The organism is Rhodococcus sp. 7Tela_A2 (genome assembly GCF_049311045.1).
GTDB lineage: Bacteria > Actinomycetota > Actinomycetes > Mycobacteriales > Mycobacteriaceae > Rhodococcus.
On record NZ_JAXION010000035.1, the window covers coordinates 1 to 20,453 of the forward strand.

Annotated in this window: 18 protein-coding genes; 17 read left to right on the plus strand and 1 reads right to left on the minus strand. The window is 66.4% G+C overall.

All coding sequences use genetic code 11. The features are described 5' to 3' along the window. The 14 genes from TVH25_RS08955 to TVH25_RS09020 form a co-directional block, all read left to right on the plus strand. On the plus strand, positions 1-1,175 hold a 1,175-nt coding region (locus TVH25_RS08955; RefSeq protein WP_422423882.1), incomplete at its 5' end, for an RNA polymerase sigma factor. Positions 1,176-1,606: 431 nt separating this feature from the next. Continuing rightward, positions 1,607-2,512, plus strand: coding sequence for a glycosyltransferase family 2 protein (locus TVH25_RS08960; RefSeq protein ID WP_296550796.1), 906 nt, complete (start codon positions 1,607-1,609; stop codon positions 2,510-2,512). Between the two features lie 88 nt (positions 2,513-2,600). After that, positions 2,601-3,635, plus strand: coding sequence for an NAD-dependent epimerase/dehydratase family protein (locus TVH25_RS08965; protein WP_296550795.1), 1,035 nt, complete (start codon positions 2,601-2,603; stop codon positions 3,633-3,635). Beyond that, positions 3,625-4,119, plus strand: a complete 495-nt coding sequence (locus TVH25_RS08970; RefSeq protein WP_296550794.1) for a hypothetical protein — start codon at positions 3,625-3,627, stop codon at positions 4,117-4,119. The genes TVH25_RS08965 and TVH25_RS08970 overlap by 11 nt, the downstream gene beginning before the upstream one ends. Next, positions 4,116-5,084, plus strand: coding sequence for a glycosyltransferase family 2 protein (locus TVH25_RS08975; protein ID WP_296550793.1), 969 nt, complete (start codon positions 4,116-4,118; stop codon positions 5,082-5,084). The genes TVH25_RS08970 and TVH25_RS08975 overlap by 4 nt, the downstream gene beginning before the upstream one ends. Then, positions 5,081-5,878: a polysaccharide deacetylase family protein gene (locus TVH25_RS08980; protein WP_296550792.1), complete on the plus strand. Its 798-nt coding sequence runs from the start codon at positions 5,081-5,083 to the stop codon at positions 5,876-5,878. Before TVH25_RS08975 ends, TVH25_RS08980 begins: the two co-directional genes overlap by 4 nt. Next, a complete protein-coding gene (locus TVH25_RS08985) occupies positions 5,871-7,271 on the plus strand; it encodes a hypothetical protein (RefSeq protein ID WP_422423884.1) in 1,401 nt (466 codons plus the stop codon). Before TVH25_RS08980 ends, TVH25_RS08985 begins: the two co-directional genes overlap by 8 nt. Beyond that, positions 7,262-9,412: a hypothetical protein gene (locus tag TVH25_RS08990; RefSeq protein ID WP_296550790.1), complete on the plus strand. Its 2,151-nt coding sequence runs from the start codon at positions 7,262-7,264 to the stop codon at positions 9,410-9,412. Before TVH25_RS08985 ends, TVH25_RS08990 begins: the two co-directional genes overlap by 10 nt. Positions 9,413-9,468: 56 nt before the next feature. Then, positions 9,469-11,043: an AMP-binding protein gene (locus TVH25_RS08995; RefSeq protein ID WP_296550789.1), complete on the plus strand. Its 1,575-nt coding sequence runs from the start codon at positions 9,469-9,471 to the stop codon at positions 11,041-11,043. Continuing rightward, the gene (locus TVH25_RS09000; RefSeq protein ID WP_296550788.1) at positions 11,040-11,261 is read left to right on the plus strand and encodes an acyl carrier protein; all 222 of its coding nucleotides are present in this window, start codon (positions 11,040-11,042) and stop codon (positions 11,259-11,261) included. The genes TVH25_RS08995 and TVH25_RS09000 overlap by 4 nt, the downstream gene beginning before the upstream one ends. Then, positions 11,258-12,646: a flavin monoamine oxidase family protein gene (locus TVH25_RS09005; protein WP_422423885.1), complete on the plus strand. Its 1,389-nt coding sequence runs from the start codon at positions 11,258-11,260 to the stop codon at positions 12,644-12,646. The genes TVH25_RS09000 and TVH25_RS09005 overlap by 4 nt, the downstream gene beginning before the upstream one ends. Continuing rightward, the gene (locus TVH25_RS09010; protein ID WP_296550786.1) at positions 12,643-14,082 is read left to right on the plus strand and encodes a KamA family radical SAM protein; all 1,440 of its coding nucleotides are present in this window, start codon (positions 12,643-12,645) and stop codon (positions 14,080-14,082) included. Before TVH25_RS09005 ends, TVH25_RS09010 begins: the two co-directional genes overlap by 4 nt. Beyond that, entirely contained in the window at positions 14,079-14,939 is an 861-nt protein-coding gene (locus TVH25_RS09015) for a hypothetical protein (protein WP_296550785.1), read from the plus strand. The genes TVH25_RS09010 and TVH25_RS09015 overlap by 4 nt, the downstream gene beginning before the upstream one ends. A 256-nt stretch (positions 14,940-15,195) precedes the next feature. After that, positions 15,196-16,521: a xylan 1,4-beta-xylosidase gene (locus TVH25_RS09020; protein ID WP_296550784.1), complete on the plus strand. Its 1,326-nt coding sequence runs from the start codon at positions 15,196-15,198 to the stop codon at positions 16,519-16,521. A 56-nt stretch (positions 16,522-16,577) separates the two neighbouring features. Here TVH25_RS09020 and TVH25_RS09025 read toward each other — a convergent pair whose 3' ends face one another. Further along, positions 16,578-16,937: a DUF1622 domain-containing protein gene (locus TVH25_RS09025; protein ID WP_296550783.1), complete on the minus strand. Its 360-nt coding sequence runs from the start codon at positions 16,935-16,937 to the stop codon at positions 16,578-16,580. Between the two features lie 221 nt (positions 16,938-17,158). Here TVH25_RS09025 and TVH25_RS09030 point away from each other — a divergent pair, with 221 nt between their 5' ends. From TVH25_RS09030 to aroC, 3 genes are all read left to right on the plus strand, one after another. Then, on the plus strand, positions 17,159-18,457 hold the full coding sequence (locus TVH25_RS09030) for a dicarboxylate/amino acid:cation symporter (protein ID WP_296550782.1): 1,299 nt from the start codon (positions 17,159-17,161) through the stop codon (positions 18,455-18,457). 157 nt (positions 18,458-18,614) lie between these two features. Then, positions 18,615-19,214, plus strand: coding sequence for a prepilin peptidase (locus TVH25_RS09035; protein ID WP_422423893.1), 600 nt, complete (start codon positions 18,615-18,617; stop codon positions 19,212-19,214). Positions 19,215-19,262: 48 nt separating this feature from the next. After that, positions 19,263-20,450, plus strand: coding sequence for a chorismate synthase (aroC, locus tag TVH25_RS09040; RefSeq protein ID WP_422423887.1), 1,188 nt, complete (start codon positions 19,263-19,265; stop codon positions 20,448-20,450). The last annotated feature ends 3 nt before the right edge of the window (positions 20,451-20,453 follow it).

Here is a 20,453-nt window from a genome sequence, read left to right on the forward strand (position 1 = left end):
CGCCCCCCGCGGGCCCCCCCCCCCCCCCCCCCCCCCCCCCCCCGGTGCAGGAGGCGTTCACCGTCGCGGTGAACCGCTGGCCGGGGGAGGGGATCCCGCCGAGTCCGGCGGGGTGGATCATCACCACCGCGCGACGCCGCGCCATCGACCACGCACGGCGGGAGGTCCTGCGGGACGCGAAACACGCCGACGCAGCGAGGCTTCTCGGCGTGCAGGAGGGCGACGTCCACGACGGTGTCCCCGGACCCGGCCTGCCCGACGACCGGTTGCGACTGATCTTCACGTGCTGCCATCCCGCGCTCGCCCCGGCGACCCGGGTGGCACTGACCCTCCGCCTGCTCGGCGGTCTCGGTACCGCGCAGATCGCGCGCGCATTCCTCGTTCCCGAACCCACGATGGCGCAGCGTATTTCACGGGCCAAGGCGAAGATCCGCGACGCCAGGATTCCCTACCGCACGCCGTCCGCGGCCGACCTTCCGGAACGGCTGGGCGCGGTGCACGCGGTGCTCTATCTGATCTACACCGAGGGGCACACCGCCGGGAGGGGAGCAACACTCGGCGATACCGACCTCAGTGCCGAGGCGATCCGGCTCCTCCGGCAGTTGATCGAACTCCGGCCCGACGACCCCGAAAGCACGGGACTGCTGGCGTTGATGCTCTTCGGCGAGTCGCGTCGCGCCGCACGGACCACCGCCGACGGGCGGATGGTGCTTCTCGCCGACCAGGATCGCACCCGCTGGGACCGGAACCTGATCCGGGAAGGACAGGTCCTCGTCCGGCGCTGCATCGAACTGAACCGGCCCGGTCCGTATCAGCTCCAGGCCGCAATCGCTGCCGTGCACGCCGACGCGGCGACCGCTCCTGCGACCGACTGGTCGCAGATCGTGCAGCTCTACGACCACCTTCTGGCCCTGCATCCCACTCCCGTCGTGGCGCTCCATCGGGCCATCGCCCTCGCGGAGACCGACGGGCCCGAGGTGGCCCTGCGGATCGTCGACGAACTGGATCTCGACCGCTACCACGTCTTCCACGCCGCCCGCGCGGCTCTGCTGCGCCGGCTCGGCCGGCCGCGCGCCGCTGCGGCTGCGTACGCCGGCGCCGCGGCGCGCACCGACAATGCCGTCGAGCGGGCGTACCTTCTGCGCTGCCGCGACGAACTCGCCGCCGGTCGGTAGACGCGACCGTGTGACTCCGCGACCGTGTGATTCCGCGACCGAGTGGCTCCGCGACCCGCGAGCGGACCGATCGTGCGGGGCAGCGGCCACGCTCACAGCCACGGGACCCGCGGGCATCACGTCGGGCAGTCACCGGGACGCCTTCGACTCCGAGAAGCCCGGGGGACTTCGAGAAACCGGTCCGTTTACCTAGAATTATCCCAAAAACAGACTGGAAGAATGTTTCACTGCCCTAATCTCGCATACGAGATAGTTTAACGACGGATTTCCCGACGGGGTGGTGCATGACGATGCTGCAGGACCAGCTACCGGAGGGGCCAAGTTTCCGTCGCGCGACGCCGATCTCCCGAACCGCCCCTCGCACCACATCCACATCCCCGGTGAGAAACCTCAGTACGTTGCCGCGAATCGAACGCAGATCGGAGTCCGACATGACAGATGTACGCCAGCAGAACGGATTTGTAGACGAAGATTCACCGGCGCGATCGGTGGACGCAACCGTCCAAGTCCAAGTCGGGAAGGCGGCACGAATCGTAGACCGGAACATCGGTGACGTCCGCCCCAAGCGGAGCCGAACCGTGCCCGAGGCGACATCCACGGTCAGCTTGATCATCCCGGTCAGGAACGAGGCACGGAACATCGCCTGGGTGCTGGAGCAGATCGCCGACGAGGTCGACGAGATCATCCTGGTCGACGGCAACTCGACCGACGCAACCCTCATCACCGCCAGTCACTACCGGCCCGACATCAAGGTTATCCCCCAGGAAGGTATCGGCAAGGGTAGTGCCCTCAGGACCGGGTTCCTGGCCGCTACCGGCGACATCATCGTCATGATGGACGCCGACGGCAGCATGGCACCCCAGGAGATTCGGCATTACCTGCACTTTCTCACCAACGGATACGACTTCGTCAAGGGCTCGAGGTTCATCGTGGGTGGCGGGTCGCTGGACATAACCCCTATCCGTCGACTCGGCAACCGTTTCCTGCTGCGCGTGTTCAACACGCTCTACGACGCGGAGCTGACCGACCTGTGCTACGGCTTCTGCGCATTTCACCGTCGCTACCTCGACCTGTTGTCCCTTTCTGCACCGGGTTTCGAAATCGAGGCAGAAATGGTGGTGCACGCTATGCAGGGCGGTCTGCGGATCGCGGAGGTTCCGAGTCTGGAAATGCCTCGGCGGTCGGGCAAATCGAACCTCCATGCCATCCGTGACGGGGTCAGGGTACTGCGCACCGTCTTGCGTGGACACGACTCCGGACTCGCCGGCTACCTCGCGCAGGCTCTGTCCCGCGGCAGCGACGCGCAACTCGTCCAGGCTCCTCCGGCCGCCCGATGAACGCGTTCGCCGCGACTTCGCCGCCTCGTGCCCCGGAATCCGCGACCCCGCCGGCATGTGCCCGGCACCGGACAGGAGGTTGAGAGAAATGCGGACACTCGTTACCGGCGCTGCGGGGTTCATCGGATCCACCTTGGTCGATCGCCTTCTCGCCGAGGGGCATCACGTGGTCGGGATCGACAACCTCAGTTCGGGTGCTGCGGCCAACCTCGATCGGGCTCTCCGCGGCGAGCATGCGAGCGGCGCAGGCCGATTCACGTTGGTAAAGCTCGATATTCAGAATCCTGAGCTCGTCGACGTCGTTTCGGGCATCAACCCGGATGTCATCTTCCATCTGGCCGCGCAGGTCGATCTACGGGCTTCGGTCACCGACCCGCAGTTCGATGCGCGCAGCAACGTGCTGGGCACGATCAATCTCTGTGAAGCGAGTCGGCGGGCGGGCGTCCGCAGGGTCGTCTACGCCGCTTCGGGCGGCTCTCGTTACGGCACACCGGCACGCCTGCCGGTGGAGGAAGGCTCACCTCTCGCTCCGCTGTCGCCCTATGCGGTGGCGAAACTCGCCGGTGAGCTCTACCTGGGCGCATACGCCGGAATGTATGGACTGGAACCGATCTCTCTGGCGCTGGCCAACGTCTACGGCCCGCGTCAGAACCCACATGGGGAAGCCGGAGTGATAGCAGTTTTCGGCAGCGCCCTCATCAGCGGTCGTCCCGTGACCGTGTACGGGGACGGGACCGCCGCCCGCGACTACGTCTACGTCGACGATGTCGTCGAGGCCTTCGTGCGGGCTGCCCATGCACCCGGTTCCGTGACGGGTACCTACAACATCGGAACCGGGCGACAGACCACGGTCACGGAAGTGCACCGGCTGATTGCCTCGCTGCAACAGGATCCGGCACCGCCCCTGTATGCCGAAGCCCGAACCGGTGAACTACAGGCCATCGCCTTGGACACCAGAAGGGCGAAACAGGATCTCGGGTGGTCGCCCGCGGTCGATGTTGCCGAGGGGATCCAGCGCACCGTGCAGTGGCTGCGCACCGTTCCCGGGCTTGCGCCGATTTCGTCGGCGAGCGCCCCGATCGGCGCGCGTTCCGCCGGAGAGGAAGTCCGTAGTGCCTCGTGATGCCACCGACGGATTTGTCAGGGCGTTGTGCCCGCCACGACCGTCCCCGCAGATTCGCTACCGCCTGCTTGCGGCGGCAGTGACGGCGCTCGGTGGGATCGCGATCGCGCTGAACGCGCCTCACACTTCGGGGCTCGCGGGTCGACTGTGGGTGGTGTCCTTCCTCATTGCGGCACCTCTGGTTGCGATCGCCCGCCTGTTGCCGGCCGTCAACGCTGCTCTCGCCTTGATGGTGGGGGCTGCCGGCGCCGCAGTCGTCAACACCCTGGTCGCGCAGTCGATGTTGGCGGCCGATGTGTGGTCACCGCATGGAGGCATCGCCGCTGTGGGCATTGCCGCAGCTTTCCTGTGGCTGGTGCCGATCGGCAGGCCGGGTGCCGAAACACGGAGTGCCGAACCCCATCTTCGCCGTCGTCCCTCGGCGGGTGACGGCGACCTTCCGCAATCGCCGTCCCACTCCACAACGAAGGCAGGTGCTGCATGACAGCTGCGACCCCCCGGTGCACCCTCACTCTGGGTGTGGTGATCTGCGCCTACACATTCGATCGGTGGGACGACGTTCTCGCCGCCGTTGCGTCGGTTCGGAGCCAGACGATGACGGCACAGGAGATCGTAGTCGTTGTCGACCACAATCCTGATCTCTACGACCGTCTACGCAGTGCTCTACCTGACGTGACGGTCGTCGAGAACCGGAAGCAACGCGGGCTGTCCGGCGGTAAGGACACAGGCGTCGAAGTGACCTCCAGTGACGTGGTGGCCTTCTTGGACGACGACGCTGTGGCCCACCAAGACTGGCTTCGGCACTTTCACGACGCGTACACGGACGACAACATCGTCGGCGTAGGCGGCACGACCCTGCCGCTCTGGGAGTCCTCCCGGCCTCGGTGGTTTCCGAAAGAGTTCGACTGGGTCCTGGGTTGTACGTTCACCGGGAGGGAACCCGGCCCGGTCCGGAACCTTCTGGGCGGCAACGCCTCCTTCCGTCGCGAGGTCTTTTCGGTGGCGGGCGGGTTCCCGAGTCACATCGGCCGGACCTCGGCGCAGAGCCGCCCCCTGGGCTGCGAGGAAACGGAATTCTGTGTCCGGGTCAACCAGCACCGGCCCGACTGGACGTTCGTCTTCGAGCCGAGTGCGGTGATCTGGCACCGTGTGCCGGCCGCGCGGGAGACATTCTCCTACTTCCGCTCTCGGTGCTTTGCCGAAGGGTTGTCGAAGGCAGCCGTGACCCGCAGCGTGGGCGTCGCGGACGGGCTCTCGGTCGAGCGGAGTTACACCACTCGTACCCTCAGCCGCGGTGTGGCGCGGGGGTTCGGTGACGCGCTGCGCGGAGACGTGACCGGGATCGAGCGCTCCTACGCGATCTCTGTCGGCCTGCTCGCTGCTGCGGCCGGATACGCGCGCGGTGGCGCGCCACTCCGCCGGCGGCCCGTGATGGCGGAGGCGAGATGACCGAGTCGGTTCCGATCCTCATGTACCACGCGGTGGGCGAAAACCCTTCAGCCGCAACACGACGTCTGTCCGTCGCTCCACGAGCACTGGACGAACAGCTTGCTTTCCTGGTGGATCACGGCTTCACCGGAATGACCTTCTCGGACCTCGCCGGTGCCTTCGAGACCGGAAAAGCGCTGCCCGAACGGCCGGTGGTTCTCACCTTCGACGACGGTTACGCGGACTTCGCGGAATGCGCCTGGCCGATTCTCCGGCGCTACGATTTTCCGGCGACGGTTTTTGTCACGAGCGGCTGGATCGCCGACGCCGGTTCGGATGCCGCCGGTACTCCACTGGACCGGATGTTGACCTGGGCGCAGGTCCGGGAGCTCGCGGCGGCGGGAATCGAGATCGGGGCCCACAGCCACAGCCATCCAGAGCTCGACCAGCTCGCAGACGCCGCGCTGCGCGAGGAACTCCGCCTCGGCCGGACACTGCTCGAAGAGTGCATCGGCGCCCCGGTGCGAACCCTTGCCTACCCCTTCGGTTATTCCACCCCGCGGGTACGGCACGCGGCCCGGGCGGCGGGCTATCGCTGCGCCGCGGCCGTGAGGAACATCCCAGCGAGCTCGTCCGACGACATCTTCATGCTTCCGCGTCTCACCATCCGTCGCAGTACCGATTCGAGCACCTTCGCCTCGATCATGACCGGTGGCGACAAGCAGATCTTCCGCCGCGACCGCCTGCTGACGGCAGCTTGGGCAGCTGTGCGCAGCACCCGACGGGCCGGAAAGGGGGTACTGGGGCGTGTATGAGCGTGCGGTCGCGACCCGAGTCACCGACGACCTTCCCACGGCCGATCCCAGGGTTGCCCAGGGCGGCGTAGGTGTTCGTCGGGGCGGTCCGCCCTTCCTGCGGAACGCCTATGCCCTCGTCCTCAATACCGGTATCTCGGGTGCCTTGGGTCTGGCGTACTGGATCCTCGCGGCGCATTACTACGACGACTCGGACGTCGGCCGCGGATCGGCCGCCATTTCGGCGTTGATGCTGTTGACCGGTCTGGTGTCGGTCAACTTCGCCGGCACGCTGAACCGCTTCATCCCCGAGGCCGGAAAGCGAACGTTCACCGTCGTCGCGCTCGTCTACGTCGTCACGTCCGCCGCGGTCGTCGTCCTCGCCGTGGCACTACTGTTCGCACTCCACACGCTCGGAGGACCCGCGTACGACATCCTCCGCGAGCCGGACACGCGAGTGTGGTTCATCGCCGCGGCGGTGGCCGCGAGTGTGATCACCGTGCAGGACAGCGTGTTGACAGGACTGCGGGCGGCGGTCTGGGTGCCCGTCTGGAATGCGGCGTTCGCCGTTGCCAAGCTGGTCCTTCTGGTCGTGCTGGCCGAATCGATGCCCCGGTCCGGAGTGTTCTTCTCCTGGATCGTTCCCATGATCATCGTCATGTTCCCGGTCAACCTGCTGATCTTCGGCACACTCCTGCCGCGACATGTACGCAGGTCGACGGTAGAGACCGAGTTGACGGTTTCGCAGACGGGCCGGTTCTTCGCGGCAGACTATCTCGGTTCGCTGTTTCTGTACGGAATCATGTTCCTTGTCCCGATTCTGGTCGCAGTACGGGTCGAGCCGCACACCTACGCGTACTTCTTTCTGGTCTGGTCCGTCGCCACCATGATGAATCTCGTGGCCGTCAACATGGCCACGTCCATGGCGGTGGAGGGTGTGTGCGACCCGTCGAGTCTGGCCGGCGATTGCCGCTCTGCGCTGACCCGGGCTCTGGGGCTGCTGATGATCGGTGTTGTCGGGATCGGTCTCGCGGCGCCGTACTCCCTCGGGCTGCTCGGTACCGGATACCTCGACGCGGTGCCGTTACTCCAATTACTCGCCCTCGCCAGCCTGCCCAGCGCAGTCGTGGACATCTACCTCGGCACGCTGCGGGCGCGGACCAAGCGCAGGCGCATCATCGCGGTGCAATCCCTTCGGGCAGTGGCCGTGTTGGGATTGGTTGTCGCCCTGCAGCACTACCATCAGTTCTTCCTGCACTTCGGCGACCCGAGGCTGACGGCGGTGGGCGCGGCGGTTCTGCTCGGCCAGCTCATCGCAATGCTGGCGGTGCTCCCAGAGCTCGGACAGCTTCTCGGGTGGCGTCGGCGATACACCCCGCCGATCGCCGACGGCGGGGAGACCGTATGTCCCTGATCGACATGTCCCTGATCGACGGGGAAACGCGCCGGCCCGGCCGGGAAACCCACCGTCCTCGGCCCAGCGAGGACGGAGCGCGACAGGCAAGGTCGCGACTGGTCGGCAGCCGGGCCGTCCGCGTGGCGTTTCTCTGCGTTCTGACCGTCGCGGCGGTCGCGTTGTACCTCGTCAAGTTGCGGAGTGTCGATCTCGACGCCCTGACCGGTCTCGGGTTGATCTCGGTCCTGCCGGTGCCGACGTTGCTCGGGGTGGGACTACTCACCGTCGGCTACATCGGGACGCTGTCCCTGCGGCGGCCCTGCGTCTGGCTGCTCTGTACCCAGCTGGTGCTACTCGTCATGATGCTGCACGGCATCACGATGCTGCTCGAGTCCGAGCCGCGCTTCGCGATCAGCTGGGTCCACGCCGGCTTCGTCGAGTTCGTCGATCGCACCGGGACCACGGCGCCGGGCCTCGACGCCCGATGGTCCTGGCCAGGCTTCTTCGGGCTCGCCGCGTTCGTGCTCGGGTCGGGCGAGATGGCGGCGCTGCACACCGTCCTCTTCGTGACACCGGTGGTGCACAATCTGCTGTACCTGGTTGCGCTCGGGCTGCTGCTGAGCACCCTCCGGATGTCTTGGCAGGCAAAGTGGTTGGCGGCGTTGTTCTTCTGTCTTCTCAACTGGATCGGGCAGGACTATTTCGCCCCTCAGGGCTGGACCCTGCTGCTCTACCTGCTTTTCGTGGGCTTTCTCGTCATGTGGTTCCGCACACCCCGCGGAACGTCGGAGGACCTGCCGAGGCCGCTGCGCCGGCCGGGCAAACTGTGGCGGTGGTTCTGGGGCGACCGTTCACGGGGTGAGCTCCCGCCCAGAAAGGCAGCGTCGTCGGAACGCATCGTTGTGCTTGCGGTTGTGGTGGGCCTGTTCGCCACGGCCACCGTCAGCCACCAGCTGACCCCCTTCGCCATGATCGTGAGCGCCGCCGGGCTGGTCGTCGCGCGTCGGTGCACTCTCACCGGACTCCCCGTGCTCCTCGTGGTGATCGTTCTGGCGTGGATCAGCTTTATGACCCACGAATATTGGGGAGGCAAGCTCGGCGAGTTGATGAGCGGGGTCGGGAATATCGGCGGGACCGTGTCCTCGAACATCGCGGACCGAGCCGGCCTCGGCGCCGCCGAACATCTGTTGGTCGTGCGCGCCCGGGTGCTCGCGGCCCTGCTGGTCTTCCTGATCGCCGGGGTGGGACTGCTCCGCCGGCGGCGGCGCGGCATCGAGGACCGCGTGCTCCTCGTGTTGCTCGTGGCCCCGGTCGGTCTGGCGCTCATGCAGAGCTACGGCGGCGAAATGGCCTTGCGCATATACCTGTTTGCGCTCGCGCCCGCGAGTGCGCTTGCCGCATTGGCCTTGTTCCCCCGGCCGGCATCTCGCCCATCGCTCCTTGCGCGATGCATGGCGGGCGTATGCGCGCTGGTCATGATGTTCTCCTTCTTCGTCACCCGCTACGGCAACGAGGCATTCGAACGTATCCCGGAAGGGGCGGTCAGTGCGGTGGGGACGGTCTACGAGCACACGTCCGGCAGTGTGAAGTTCCTGTACGTCACCGCTGTGCCCGAGCTCGGCTCCACCCCCTTCATGCCGCTCGGCTATCGCGACGTGGAGCGCGTCCATTGGACGAACACGATGGCGCCGGTCGATCCGGCCGACGTGACCGGGGTGTTGCAGTCCCTGAGGGATCAAGGGCCCGGGGGCTACCTGATCACCACACGAAGTCAGGAGGCATTCGTGACGTTCGGCCAGGGTTATCCCATCGGCTGGGGTGAGCAATTCCGTCACGCGCTCGCCGGCGCCCCGGGGGTTCGGGTGGTCGTCGAAAACCCGGACGCGTCCATCTACGCCCTCGATCGGCCCGCGGGGGACGAAGCCGAACCATTCGTTCCACCACCCACCGGATTGCAGGTGTGGCATACACCGTGGACCCCGGCCGGTGTGGTCTTCGTGGTCCTGCTGTCGGGCATTCTGGGCGTGCGTGAGGCGTGGCGAATTCGCCTCGGGCCCGACGAGCAGAAACGCCTCCGCGCACTCACATTCGCCGCCGTACCGCTGCTCATCGGATTCGTCCTCGTCGTCCTCGAGCGTTTCGTGTTGCTGACGTCATGAGGAGCGGCAAGGACCACCTCGAACCGGGACCGTACCTACTAGACCACTAGGAAATCATGTCTCACACCGTCTTTCCCCGTATCGGTACCGGCTCTGCCGACACCGATATCGCCGGCGATGTGGTGGCGGACTTCGTCACCGCGGTCGGAGATCGGCCCCAGGGTGCTGCCATCGTGCACAACGGGTCCGTCATCACCTATCGAGACCTTGCGGATCGGGTCCGAACTACCGCATTGCGTTACCGGGAACTCGGATTCGGCGCCGATACTCCGTCAGGTCGGGTCGGCGTGCTGGTGTCGCACACACCCGCGGTGATAGATCAGCTGCTCGGAATACTCCATGCCCGTGCCGCCTACTGCCCGATCGACGCCGCACTCCCGGTAGCCCGCACGCAGGCGCTCGCCGCGGCACTCGGCGTGGATCGTCTGTTCGCGGCAGACCGGGATCCACACGAGCCGACGACCCTGCGGACCGACATGCCCGACGACGACCGGATCGTCGCGGACGCCGAACTGCTGCAGCCGTCATGTCACCGGGACGATCCCGCGTACGTGCTGTGCACCTCGGGATCGACGGGGGCACCGAAGCCGGTGGTGGTCTCGCGGCAGGCCCTCGCCGTCACGGTGCGGGCGCTGCGCGACCTCTTCGCGCTCACCCCGGAGGACCGTGTGCTCCAATTCGCCTCACTCGGCTGGGACACTTGCTTGGAAGAGATTCTGCCCGCATTGACCGCCGGCGCGGCTCTGGTGTTCGATGACGCGGCCCATTCCGGGGCGTTCCCGCCCTTCCTGCGCATGCTGGCGGAACGGGATATCACCGTGCTCGACCTGCCGACGGCGTTCTGGCACGAACTTGTACTTTTCCTGCACGAGGAGCAGGTGGGGCTGCCGGCCGGCGTCCGGCTGGTGGTGGTCGGCGGCGAGCGGATCGATCCCACCCGATTGCAGCAGTGGCGTGATCTCGACATCGGGCATGTCCGGTTGCTCAACACCTACGGATGCACCGAAACGACGATGGTGACCCACGCGGTGCAGCTGAGCGGCCCCGGCACAGAACCGGAAGTCGCGGCGAACGACGCCGAGGCGCCACTCGGGCGCCCGTTGCCCCACGTGCGCGATCACGTCACCGACGAGGGCGAGCTGCTCGTCTCGGGCGAAGCCCTCGCCACCGGCTACCTCGGATTGCCGGAACTCACCGCAACCGGCTTCCCGGTCGCCGATCACGGATCCGGCCCGGCCCGGTGGTTCCGGACCGGAGATCTGGTCACCCGCGGGGAACGCGGGCTGTTGTATGCACGCGGTCGCATCGATGAGCAAGTGAAAGTTCTTGGTGTGCGCGTACATCCGGCAGAAGTCGAGCTACAGTTGACCGGTCACCCCGCGGTCGCGGGTGCCGTCGTGGTCGGTGAACGGCTACTCGGGCGCACAGCGCTGACGGCGTACGTAGTTCCGGCAGGGGAGACGACCCCGGCCGAGCTGAAGCGTTACCTACGTGAGCGCCTCCCCAACCAATTCGTGCCCACTCGGGTGAAATTCGTCGCCGCGCTGGCATACACGTCCAGCGGAAAAGTTGATCGGGCGGCAACACAGCGTGCCGCAGTGCACCACGACAACAAGGGAGTAGTCCGATGAGCCCCGACCACATTGTCCACATCTTCCGCAGGGTCCTCGATGCAGATGCGGTGGACGAGCATTCCGACTTCTTCGAGCTCGGCGGTGATTCGCTGCTGGCGACCCGGGTGCTCAGTGCGATCGCCCGAGACTTCGGGACGGAGTTGCTGTACGAGGACTTCCTCGACAACCCCTCGCCCGCAGGGTTGTTCGCCAAAGTTGCTGCAGTGGCACCATGAACGGGGGCAACATGCGCGTTGTCGTCGTCGGTGCCGGTCTGGCCGGGCTGACCGCCGCCGTCGACCTCGTGGAGGCGGGCGCGGAGGTCACGGTCCTGGAGGCGCGCGACCGGGTGGGCGGCCGGATGCACGGTATCCCGGTGTCCGCGAGCGTGGTCGCCGACGGGGGTGCTGCCTACTTGGGCGTACGGCACACCGAACTCCTCGCGCAGGTGCAGCAGTACGGACTGGACCTGGCCTCCACAGCGATGACCGGGGACAGCACGTTCTTGGTGTCGGATCAGCGGAAGACGACTGCGAGTCGGGTGCCCCCGCTGGACGTGGTCGCGCTCGGTGATCTGTTCGATCGGCTCGAGGACCTCGCCGCGTCGGCCCGGACCGCCGCGCCGTGGGAGAGCCCGCAGGCAGAACGTCTCGACCGGCTGTCTGCCGCGCGCTGGTTGGCGGACGAGGTCGGGCATCAGGACGCCCGAACCTTCTTCCCGCTGTTTCTCGGCGAGATGATGGCGGCCGATCCCGCAGCGATCTCCGTTCTCCACATGGCCTTCTACCTGCGCTCCGGCGGAGGGATCCGTTACCTCAACGCGTTCGAGGGCGGGGCTCAGCAGTGGCGGATCGACGGCGGCGCACACCTGTTGTGCCTGGCGCTCGCCGACCGGCTCGGTGAGCGCGTGCGGTTGGGTCATCCGGTCGGTGCGATCGATCAGGACGACAACGGGGTCGTGGTGCACTGCGTTCCGGATGCCGAAGGCGCACCGTCCGAGTATCGAGCCGACCGGGTCGTCGTCGCCGTTCCGCCGTTGCTGGCGCAGCAGATCGAGTTTCGGCCTGCTCTGCGGGGGCCGCGAGCGACGACGGCCACCGGCCGTGGCTGCGCGGTCAAAGTACACCTGAGCTATCCGGCTCCGGTGTGGCGTGAGAGTGGCTTGTCCGGATGGTCGGTGAGTACGGACGGGCCGTTGCTGTCCACGGTCGACGATTCACCACCGGATGAATCTGCGGGCGTGCTCACCGGATTCGTCACCGGTGCGGCGGCGGCGACCTTCTCCGGGCTGTCGGCGGCAGAGCAGATGGACGCGGTGCTGGCTCATACCCGCCGGCTCTTCCCGCAGTTGCCGCCGCCGACGAATTGCACCGTGACCGATTGGCCGGCCGAGAAATACAGCAGGGGATGCTATGCCGCGCTGTTCGGCCCGGGGGACTGGCTGCGACTGGGGCCGACACTGACCGAACCGCACGGCCGCGTCCACTGGGCCGGCACCGAAACCAGCCTGGAGTTCTTCGGGCTGATGGAGGGTGCGATCAGGTCGGGTCGACGTGTCGCGACCGAATTGATTCACGGCGCCGAACCGGCGGCCGTTACGCGAAAGGTTCTGTCACGATGACCACCTACATCGAGTCCCAGCAGGCGGGCTTCGGCGCTGTCGCCGATCAGCCGTACACGTATGTGCGCAAAGAGTTGTCCGAACCCGATTGGCGACGTTACCCGGGCTGGGCAACGGTCACCGAGGCCGAGTGGCGGGATCCGCAGTGGCAGCGTTCGCACTCTGTCAAGAACATCGGGCAGCTGCGCGCGGTCGTGGGGGACCTCCTCGACGAGCGCTTCTATGACGACCTGCACTCCGACCAGCAGCAGCGCGCAACGATGTCGATGTTGCTGCCGCCGCAGATGCTGAACACCATGGCTCCTCACTGGGGGCAGGGGCGTCGCGGGCTCACCGAGGCCTTCTATGCCGATCCGATTCGGCGTTACATGTTGCCGGTACTCAGCGATCGCGATTCGGAATGGAGCTCACACCCCTACGCCGAGCGAGATTCGTTGCACGAGAGCGACATGTGGGTGGTCGAGGGACTGACTCATCGATACCCGACCAAGGTGCTCGCCGAACTGTTGTCGACCTGTCCGCAATACTGTGGACACTGCACACGGATGGATCTGGTCGGAAATTCCACACCGACGATCGACAAGGCCGAACTGACCCTCCATCCGGCTGATCGGCAGAACCGGATGCTGGACTACCTGAGAGCCACGCCGACGGTGCGGGATGTCGTGGTGTCCGGCGGTGATGTCGCCAACGTCCCGTGGCCGCGGCTGGAATCCTTTGTCCTGCAGTTGCTCGAGATCGACACCATCCGCGATATCCGATTGGCATCGAAGGCGCTTGCCGCGCTGCCGCAGCACTGGCTGCAACCGAAGGTGGTCGACGGAGTTGCGCGCGTGGCGCAACTCGCCGCGGCCCGAGGCGTCAATCTGGCGTTGCACACCCACATCAACCATGCGCAGTCCGTGACTCCACTGGTCGCGGAGGCGACGCGGGCACTGCTCGACGGAGGGCTGCGGGATGTGCGAAACCAGGGGGTGCTGATGCGCGGGGTGAATGCCACCGCAACGGACCTGCTCGACCTGTGCTTCGCGTTGCAGGGCGAGGCGAACATCCTGCCCTACTACTTCTACATGTGCGACATGATCCCGCACGCCGAGCACTGGCGGACCTCGCTGTGGGAAGCTCAGCAGCTGCAGTTGGAGATCATGGGCTACCTGCCCGGGTTCGCGACTCCGAGGATCGTGTGCGATGTTCCCTACGTCGGCAAACGGTGGGTCGATCAGGTGGTCTATTACGACCGGATCCGCGGTATCTCACACTGGAGCAAGAATTACCGCACCGGCTTGGACGGAACGGGCCCCGACGCACTGAGCCGTGTCTACCCGTTCTACGACCCGATCGGCAGTCTGCCGCCCTCCGGGCAGGCGTGGTGGCGGAAAGCATGTGAGGGCCCTTGTGACACAGCAGTTCCGGCCGGATTCGAGTTGGAGTCATGAGCACTACGAAGAGCGTGGAGTTGGCTCCGATCACCGATGCCGACGTGGGTGCGGTGGCGGACTTCTTGCACGCCAACCACAATGACCGAGTTCCCTGGGCGCTCTCGTGCTCCGCGGTGCCGTGGAAGGTGGAGGCACCCAATCACGGATTCATGCTCCGGGACGGGCAGCGCGTCGTCGGCACATTGTTGGCCTTGTACTCCGATCGGGTGGTAGCGGGCCGGGTCGAGCGGTTCTGCAACATGGGATCGTGGTGCGTGCTGCCCGACTACCGATCCCGGAGCCTTTCGCTGCTCGAGGCAATGTTGTCGCAGGATAACTACCACTTCACGGTCCTTTCTCCCGACGAGGGACCGCGGGAGATCCTCGCCTGGCGCAAGTTCCGCTTCCTCGATACGGCTGCGACACTCGTTCCCAACCTGCCGTGGCCGACCCTGCCCGGCCGAACGAGGATCAGCGCCGACCCGGACGTGATCGAAAAGACGCTCACCGGCACGGATCTCGAGCTCTACCACGACCATGAACACGCGCTCGCAGCGCATCACCTCGTGCTGACCCGCGGCCGGGACTCCTGTTACGTCATGTACCGGGAGTTTCGATACAAAGGCGCGCCGGTGTTCGCCACCGTCCTGTACGTCGGCAACCCTGACCTGTTCCATCGTGCCCTGATGCCGCTGACCCGTCATCTGTTGGTTCGTCACGGGCTCGTGGCAACCCTGGTGGAGTTGCGGATCATCGAGCACCGGCCACCCCTGTCGTTCACACTGAACAACTGGCCCAAGATGTACCGCAGTACCAGCCTGGAACCCGGGCAGATCGACGACCTCTACAGCGAGCTGGTGTGTGTGCCCTGGTAGGGGCGCTCGAAGCCGACGACGAGAAGGGCAGTAGCTCGACATGGTGGAAATGGTGATAGGTGCGGCAATGATGCTTGTCGTTGCGGTCTCGGCTGTGTTTCTCGTTCTCATCGCTCTCGACACGGCGCTTTTCCTGGTGCTCCGAGCGTGTATCCCCCAGAATCCGTCGTCGAACTCCGAACACGGAACAAAGCATGCGTGACGCCGGGCATATGAGGCCGTGACGCCCCGCATCCGGAGAGGGGGCGCCGCCCGAATGAAGATCCCACGGTGGGTCACCGTCGGGTTACCCATCGCGGTGGCCGTGACCGCGCTGGTTGTGACCATGTGCCTGTGGACGCCCGCTCTTCACGCTTCCGGCGGGTCCGGCGACACCCGATGGCCCGGCTGGGGATTCACGCACACACAGTTCAGCGCCGACGACGGTGACCCCCCGGCGGTTGCCACGGCCGGCGGGGCGATCGAGTCGGTACCCATGGTGCAGGCTCAGGCCATCATGGGCTGGGGAGCGGACAACCCGGAGCCCTCACCCGGCCGATACGATTTTCGAAGCCTGGACCGGCGAATGGACTTCATTCTCCGCAGCGGCGGCATTCCGGTGATCGTCCTGTGCTGCGCCCCGGACTGGATGAAGGGCGGCGAGTCCGGAGAGACCGACTGGGACCGCTTGGAAGTTGCGCCGAGCCCCGAACGCTTCGCCGATTTCGCGGCGCTGAGTGCCACAGTGGCCGAGCGCTATCCCTACGTTCGCCATTTCGTCGTCTGGAACGAGTTCAAAGGGTTCTTCGACGACGAACTGGGACGATGGGACGCGCGTAGCTACACCGACCTCTACAACCTTGTCTACGACGCAGTGAAGGCGGTGAACCCCGCGAACCTGGTCGGCGGGCCCTACGTGGAGTTCGCGAGTAAACCGGTGGGTTCCCCCGACAGCTCTCCGCTGCTGCAGGGCCCCTGGGGGGCTGTGGACCAGCGATACATCGACGCTTTCGTCTATTGGAATCTGGGCAGGAAGGGGGTCGACTTCGTCGCCGTCGACGCGCACGCGACCACCGCCCAGGGCGCCCCGGACGAGTTCGTCGCCGTGCAGAAGTTCGCGGCAGTCACCACCTGGCTGAGGGCGCAGATCGATGTCCCCATTTGGTGGACGGAGTGGTATGTCGAGCCGGCCGGGCCGGGATGGTCGCCGGAGCGTCAGGTTGCGCTGCGCGCCGCCGCGATGATCGAGCTCGCGAGTAGTGGCGCAGACACTGTGTTGTACTGGAACCCGCGCCCGGACGGAGCGGAGTGTGCCGGGTGTCTGTGGACGGACACCTGGGCGAGCGGCGGTGGCCGGCCTCTGCCCTTTCTCGATGTGCTCCAGCGCTTCGCCCGCTGGTTTCCACCGACTGTCGTGCGGCGGAAGGTGGAGGTGGCGGACGGGTTGCTCGCTCTCGAGTCCGACCGCGCCCGCCTGATCGTCAACACCACGGACCGGAGGATCAGCGCCTACGTCGACGGTCGGCAGATCGAGTGGTCGGCCTACGAGATGCAGTGGGTGACGGCGGCCGGGTCCTGGTCCGGCGCGGCCGAGCCGCGATGACCCGGTACGCAAGTGACATCAGGTTGAGGTAGCGACATCAGGCTGCGCACGCGAGGTCAGGCGGTGGAATCCGACGGTCGGTTGCGCTGCCAGGGCCAGCGACCGTCGATCTCGAGTTGCAGCGACCAGCTCAGGAAGGTTCGGATCAGCACGATCAACGCGAGCACCCCGACGGACGTGAACGTGGGGGTGACCGCCACGGTTTTGATGATGTCGGCGGCTACCAGGAATTCGAGACCGAGCAGGATCGATCGTCCCAGACTGCGCCGATACTGCTCGTAGACGGCGACCCCAGGGGAGCGCACCCGAGCCGCCACCGCGGTCCATGTGGCGAACGCGGCGCCCAGGACGATGGCCGCGACACCCACCACGTCGATCGCAGAACCGACGTGCTCGAGGACCGACGAAAGCTCCATATCCAGCGTTCCTTCCGATGATCGGCAAGCCCTCCCCGTCGATGCTCGCAGAGTCCGCCGATTCTGCACCGGAACTTCGGTCGGAGTTCGACCTCGGACCCCCGATCGCCGCAACCACGCCGTAATGCGCAGGCAACTCCGACGACGTGAGCGCCGCTTACGTTTGCGCGGCCACGTTCGTTCTGTTCGAACGTGGCCGAGGCACGGAGTCGGGAGATTCGATGAACTTGGTGAAGAATTCGGGAGTCCACATCGGACTCGCTGCCGTCGCGGGACTGGCATTCGGGTTGATCGTCGGAGAATGGGCTGCGAATCTGCAGTTCGTCGGCGACATGTTCATCCGGCTGATCCAGATGTCCATCGTTCCGCTGGTGATGGCGTCGGTCATCGTGGCAACCGGATCGATGAGCGGCGCCGGGACGGGCAAGATCGCCTTCCGGACCTTCAAATGGATGATCGGGTTCTCCCTGGTGGCCGCGGTGCTGGCCTGGGTTCTGAGTTCGGTCATCCGCCCGGGTGACGGCATGGTCTTCGGTGGCGAGCTGGATTCGGCGCTCGAGGCGTCTGCCGGCGATGCCCTCGGTTGGCAGGACACCGTCGTGAACTTCGTGTCGAAGAACATCTTCGACGCGATGTCGACGGCGACCATGGTTCCCATCATCGTGTTCTCGTTGCTATTCGGTCTCGCGCTGCGCCAGCACATCACGAAGTCGGGTGACGATCGCGTCCTCACGTTTGTCGATCAGGTGCAGCAGATCGTGCTGACGATGATCCGGCTGGTCATGTACATCGCCCCCATCGGCGTCTTCTGCCTGCTGGCCTCCCTCGCGGGGGATGTCGGGTTCTCGGTCGTGACCACCGGCCTGAAATACCTGGGAACCACGCTTCTCGGCGTGCTCATCCTGTTTGCGTTCTTCACCGTGGTGGTGAGCGTGCGGACCGGGTTGAACCCGTGGAAGCTGCCGTCCAAGCTCGCCGAGCAGACGGCGATCGCGATCACCACGACCAGTTCGGCGGTGACCTTCCCGACGGTTCTCAAGAACACGGTGGAGAAGGTCGGCGTCAGCCAGAAGATCGCGAACTTCACGCTGTCGGTCGGACTGACGATGGGCTCCTACGGTGCCGTCCTCAACTACATGATCGTCGTGATGTTCTTTGCCCAGGCCGGAAACGTCGACCTGAGCATCGGGCAGATCGTTCTCGGCATGGGACTGGCGATCCTGCTCAATATGGGCACCATCACCGTGCCCGGCGGCTTCCCGGTGGTGGCGATGTTCCTGGCAACCTCGCTCGGTCTGCCCTTCGAGGCGGTGGGCCTGCTGATCGCTGTCGACTGGTTCACCGGCATCTTCCGGACGTTCCTCAACGTCAACGGCGACACCTTCGTCGCGATGCTGGTCGCCAACGCCGACGACGAGATCGACCGCGACGTCTACGACGGGCGCAAAGAGGTCACTGCCGACCCCCTCGACGTCGAAGAGTTCGACGACATGCTGGCGCGCGCCGACCGCGCGGACTGAACCGTCCGAGCTCGTCCTCGCGGCCGGACTGTTTCACCGGGGACCGGCAGGCTGAGGTTCGAGTTTGTCCACAGGTCGCCTGTTCCTCCCCGGAGTGCCGCCAAGGATCCCGGCCGGAGCCGGGGGTGCCGTCCGCTGCGGCACGCTGACGTCCGTGATGATCATCGGGGGTGTGGTCGCGGGGGCCGCGGTGGGTTCGGCGGTGTACGCGCTGGCAGCACGACTGGCGGGCAGGGTGCCCGCGGCAGGGATCTGTGAGGTCGCGTGTGCGGTGATCGGGGCCGTGGCGACCCTCGGCGGCACAGCCCCCGCCACGCTCGCCTTCGCACTTCTCGGGTGGTGGAGTGTCGGCCTGGCCACGGTCGACATCCTGGTCCGGCGGTTGCCGAACATCCTCACCCTCGGCGGTGGCGCAGGGGTAGTTTCCGTCGCCTGGTTCACCGGCCACGGCGCCGCGGCGCGGGCGGGCGCCGCACTGATGACGACTCCGATGCTCGTCGTGCACCTGGCATCCCCGCGGTCGTTGGGAGCCGGCGACGTCAAACTCGCAGTTGCGCTCGGGGCCGCCACCGCCGTCGCCGGCACCCGGGCGTGGCTCGTCGCGGCACTGCTCCCGTCGGTGCTGACCGTGCTGGTCGTGGCGGTCCTCGGAGTCGTGCGCCGCCGGGCTTCCCGTGCGGAGCCTGCACTGCCGGGGGTGCCGCACGGGCCCTCGATGTGCGCCGCTGCGTTGCTCGGATTCTGCGTGGAGCAATGACCAGGGGTGGCGTCACCGCGCGGGCGGCGCCCGTGGAAGGATGACGGGGTGCTGCGTTGGATAACTGCCGGAGAATCCCATGGTCCCGCCCTCGTCGCGATGCTCGAGGGGATGATCGCCTCTGTCGAGGTGACATCGGACGACATCGCAGACCAGCTCGCGCGCAGGCGGCTCGGTTACGGCCGTGGCGCTCGCATGAAGTTCGAGGCCGACAAGGTCACCATCATCGGTGGTGTCCGGCACGGGCGCACCCTCGGTGGCCCGATCGCCATCGAGATCGGCAACACCGAGTGGCCCAAGTGGGAAACCATCATGTCCGCCGACCCCGTGGCCCCGGAGCTGCTCGAAGGGCAGGCGCGTAACGCGCCGCTCACGCGTCCCCGACCCGGTCATGCCGACTACTCGGGCATGCTCAAGTACGGATTCGACGACGCGAGGCCGGTGCTCGAACGTGCCAGCGCGCGCGAGACGGCGGCGCGAGTCGCTGCCGGAACCGTGGCCCGCAACTTCCTCCGGCAGGCATTCGGTGCCGAGGTCGTCTCTCACGTGATCTCCATCGGCGCCTCCGAGCCGTACGTCGGCCCCGAGCCCGGAGCCGCCGATCTCGCGGCGATCGACGCGAGCCCGGTGCGCGCGTTCGGTAAAGCCGCCGAGGAATCGATGATCGCCGAGATCGAAGCAGCCAAGCGCGACGGCGACACGCTCGGTGGCATCGTCGAGGTCGTCGTCCACCGTCTGCCCGTCGGACTCGGTTCGTTCGTCAGCGGAGCCGATCGCCTCGACTCGCGACTTGCCGCGGCACTCATGGGGATTCAGGCGATCAAGGGTGTCGAGGTCGGCGACGGCTTCGAGACTGCGAGGCGACGCGGCAGCGCCGCTCACGACGAGATGCGCCCCGGGGCCGACGGTGTGCTCCGTTCCACCAACCGCGCAGGCGGTATCGAGGGTGGCATGACCAACGGCGAGACCTTGCGGGTACGCGCCGCGATGAAGCCCATCTCGACGGTCCCGCGGGCACTGTCGACCGTGGACATGACCACCGGTGACGAAGCGGTCGCCATCCACCAGCGTTCCGACGTGTGCGCGGTCCCGGCCGCGGGCGTCGTCGCCGAAGCGATGGTCGCGCTCGTCGTCGCGCAAGCCGCCCTGGAGAAGTTCGGCGGAGACTCGCTCCCGGAAACGGTGAGCAACATCGAGCACTACCTGAAAGGTGTTGCGGCGCGCCCGCCGCGGTAGAGG

Excerpts from the sequence above, each read along its gene's own strand:
- TVH25_RS08980 (WP_296550792.1), top strand. The coding sequence starts at position 5,081 with ATGACCGAGTCGGTTCCGATCCTCATGTACCACGCGGTGGGCGAAAAC.
- TVH25_RS09020 (WP_296550784.1), top strand. The coding sequence starts at position 15,196 with ATGAAGATCCCACGGTGGGTCACCGTCGGGTTACCCATCGCGGTGGCC.
- TVH25_RS08975 (WP_296550793.1), top strand. The coding sequence starts at position 4,116 with ATGACAGCTGCGACCCCCCGGTGCACCCTCACTCTGGGTGTGGTGATC.
- TVH25_RS09030 (WP_296550782.1), top strand. The coding sequence starts at position 17,159 with ATGAACTTGGTGAAGAATTCGGGAGTCCACATCGGACTCGCTGCCGTC.
- TVH25_RS08965 (WP_296550795.1), top strand. The coding sequence starts at position 2,601 with ATGCGGACACTCGTTACCGGCGCTGCGGGGTTCATCGGATCCACCTTG.
- TVH25_RS09000 (WP_296550788.1), top strand. The coding sequence starts at position 11,040 with ATGAGCCCCGACCACATTGTCCACATCTTCCGCAGGGTCCTCGATGCA.
- TVH25_RS08990 (WP_296550790.1), top strand. The coding sequence starts at position 7,262 with ATGTCCCTGATCGACATGTCCCTGATCGACGGGGAAACGCGCCGGCCC.
- TVH25_RS09015 (WP_296550785.1), top strand. The coding sequence starts at position 14,079 with ATGAGCACTACGAAGAGCGTGGAGTTGGCTCCGATCACCGATGCCGAC.
- TVH25_RS09035 (WP_422423893.1), top strand. The coding sequence starts at position 18,615 with ATGATCATCGGGGGTGTGGTCGCGGGGGCCGCGGTGGGTTCGGCGGTG.
- TVH25_RS08995 (WP_296550789.1), top strand. The coding sequence starts at position 9,469 with ATGTCTCACACCGTCTTTCCCCGTATCGGTACCGGCTCTGCCGACACC.
- TVH25_RS09010 (WP_296550786.1), top strand. The coding sequence starts at position 12,643 with ATGACCACCTACATCGAGTCCCAGCAGGCGGGCTTCGGCGCTGTCGCC.
- TVH25_RS08960 (WP_296550796.1), top strand. The coding sequence starts at position 1,607 with ATGACAGATGTACGCCAGCAGAACGGATTTGTAGACGAAGATTCACCG.
- TVH25_RS09025 (WP_296550783.1), bottom strand. The coding sequence starts at position 16,937 with ATGGAGCTTTCGTCGGTCCTCGAGCACGTCGGTTCTGCGATCGACGTG.
- TVH25_RS09005 (WP_422423885.1), top strand. The coding sequence starts at position 11,258 with ATGAACGGGGGCAACATGCGCGTTGTCGTCGTCGGTGCCGGTCTGGCC.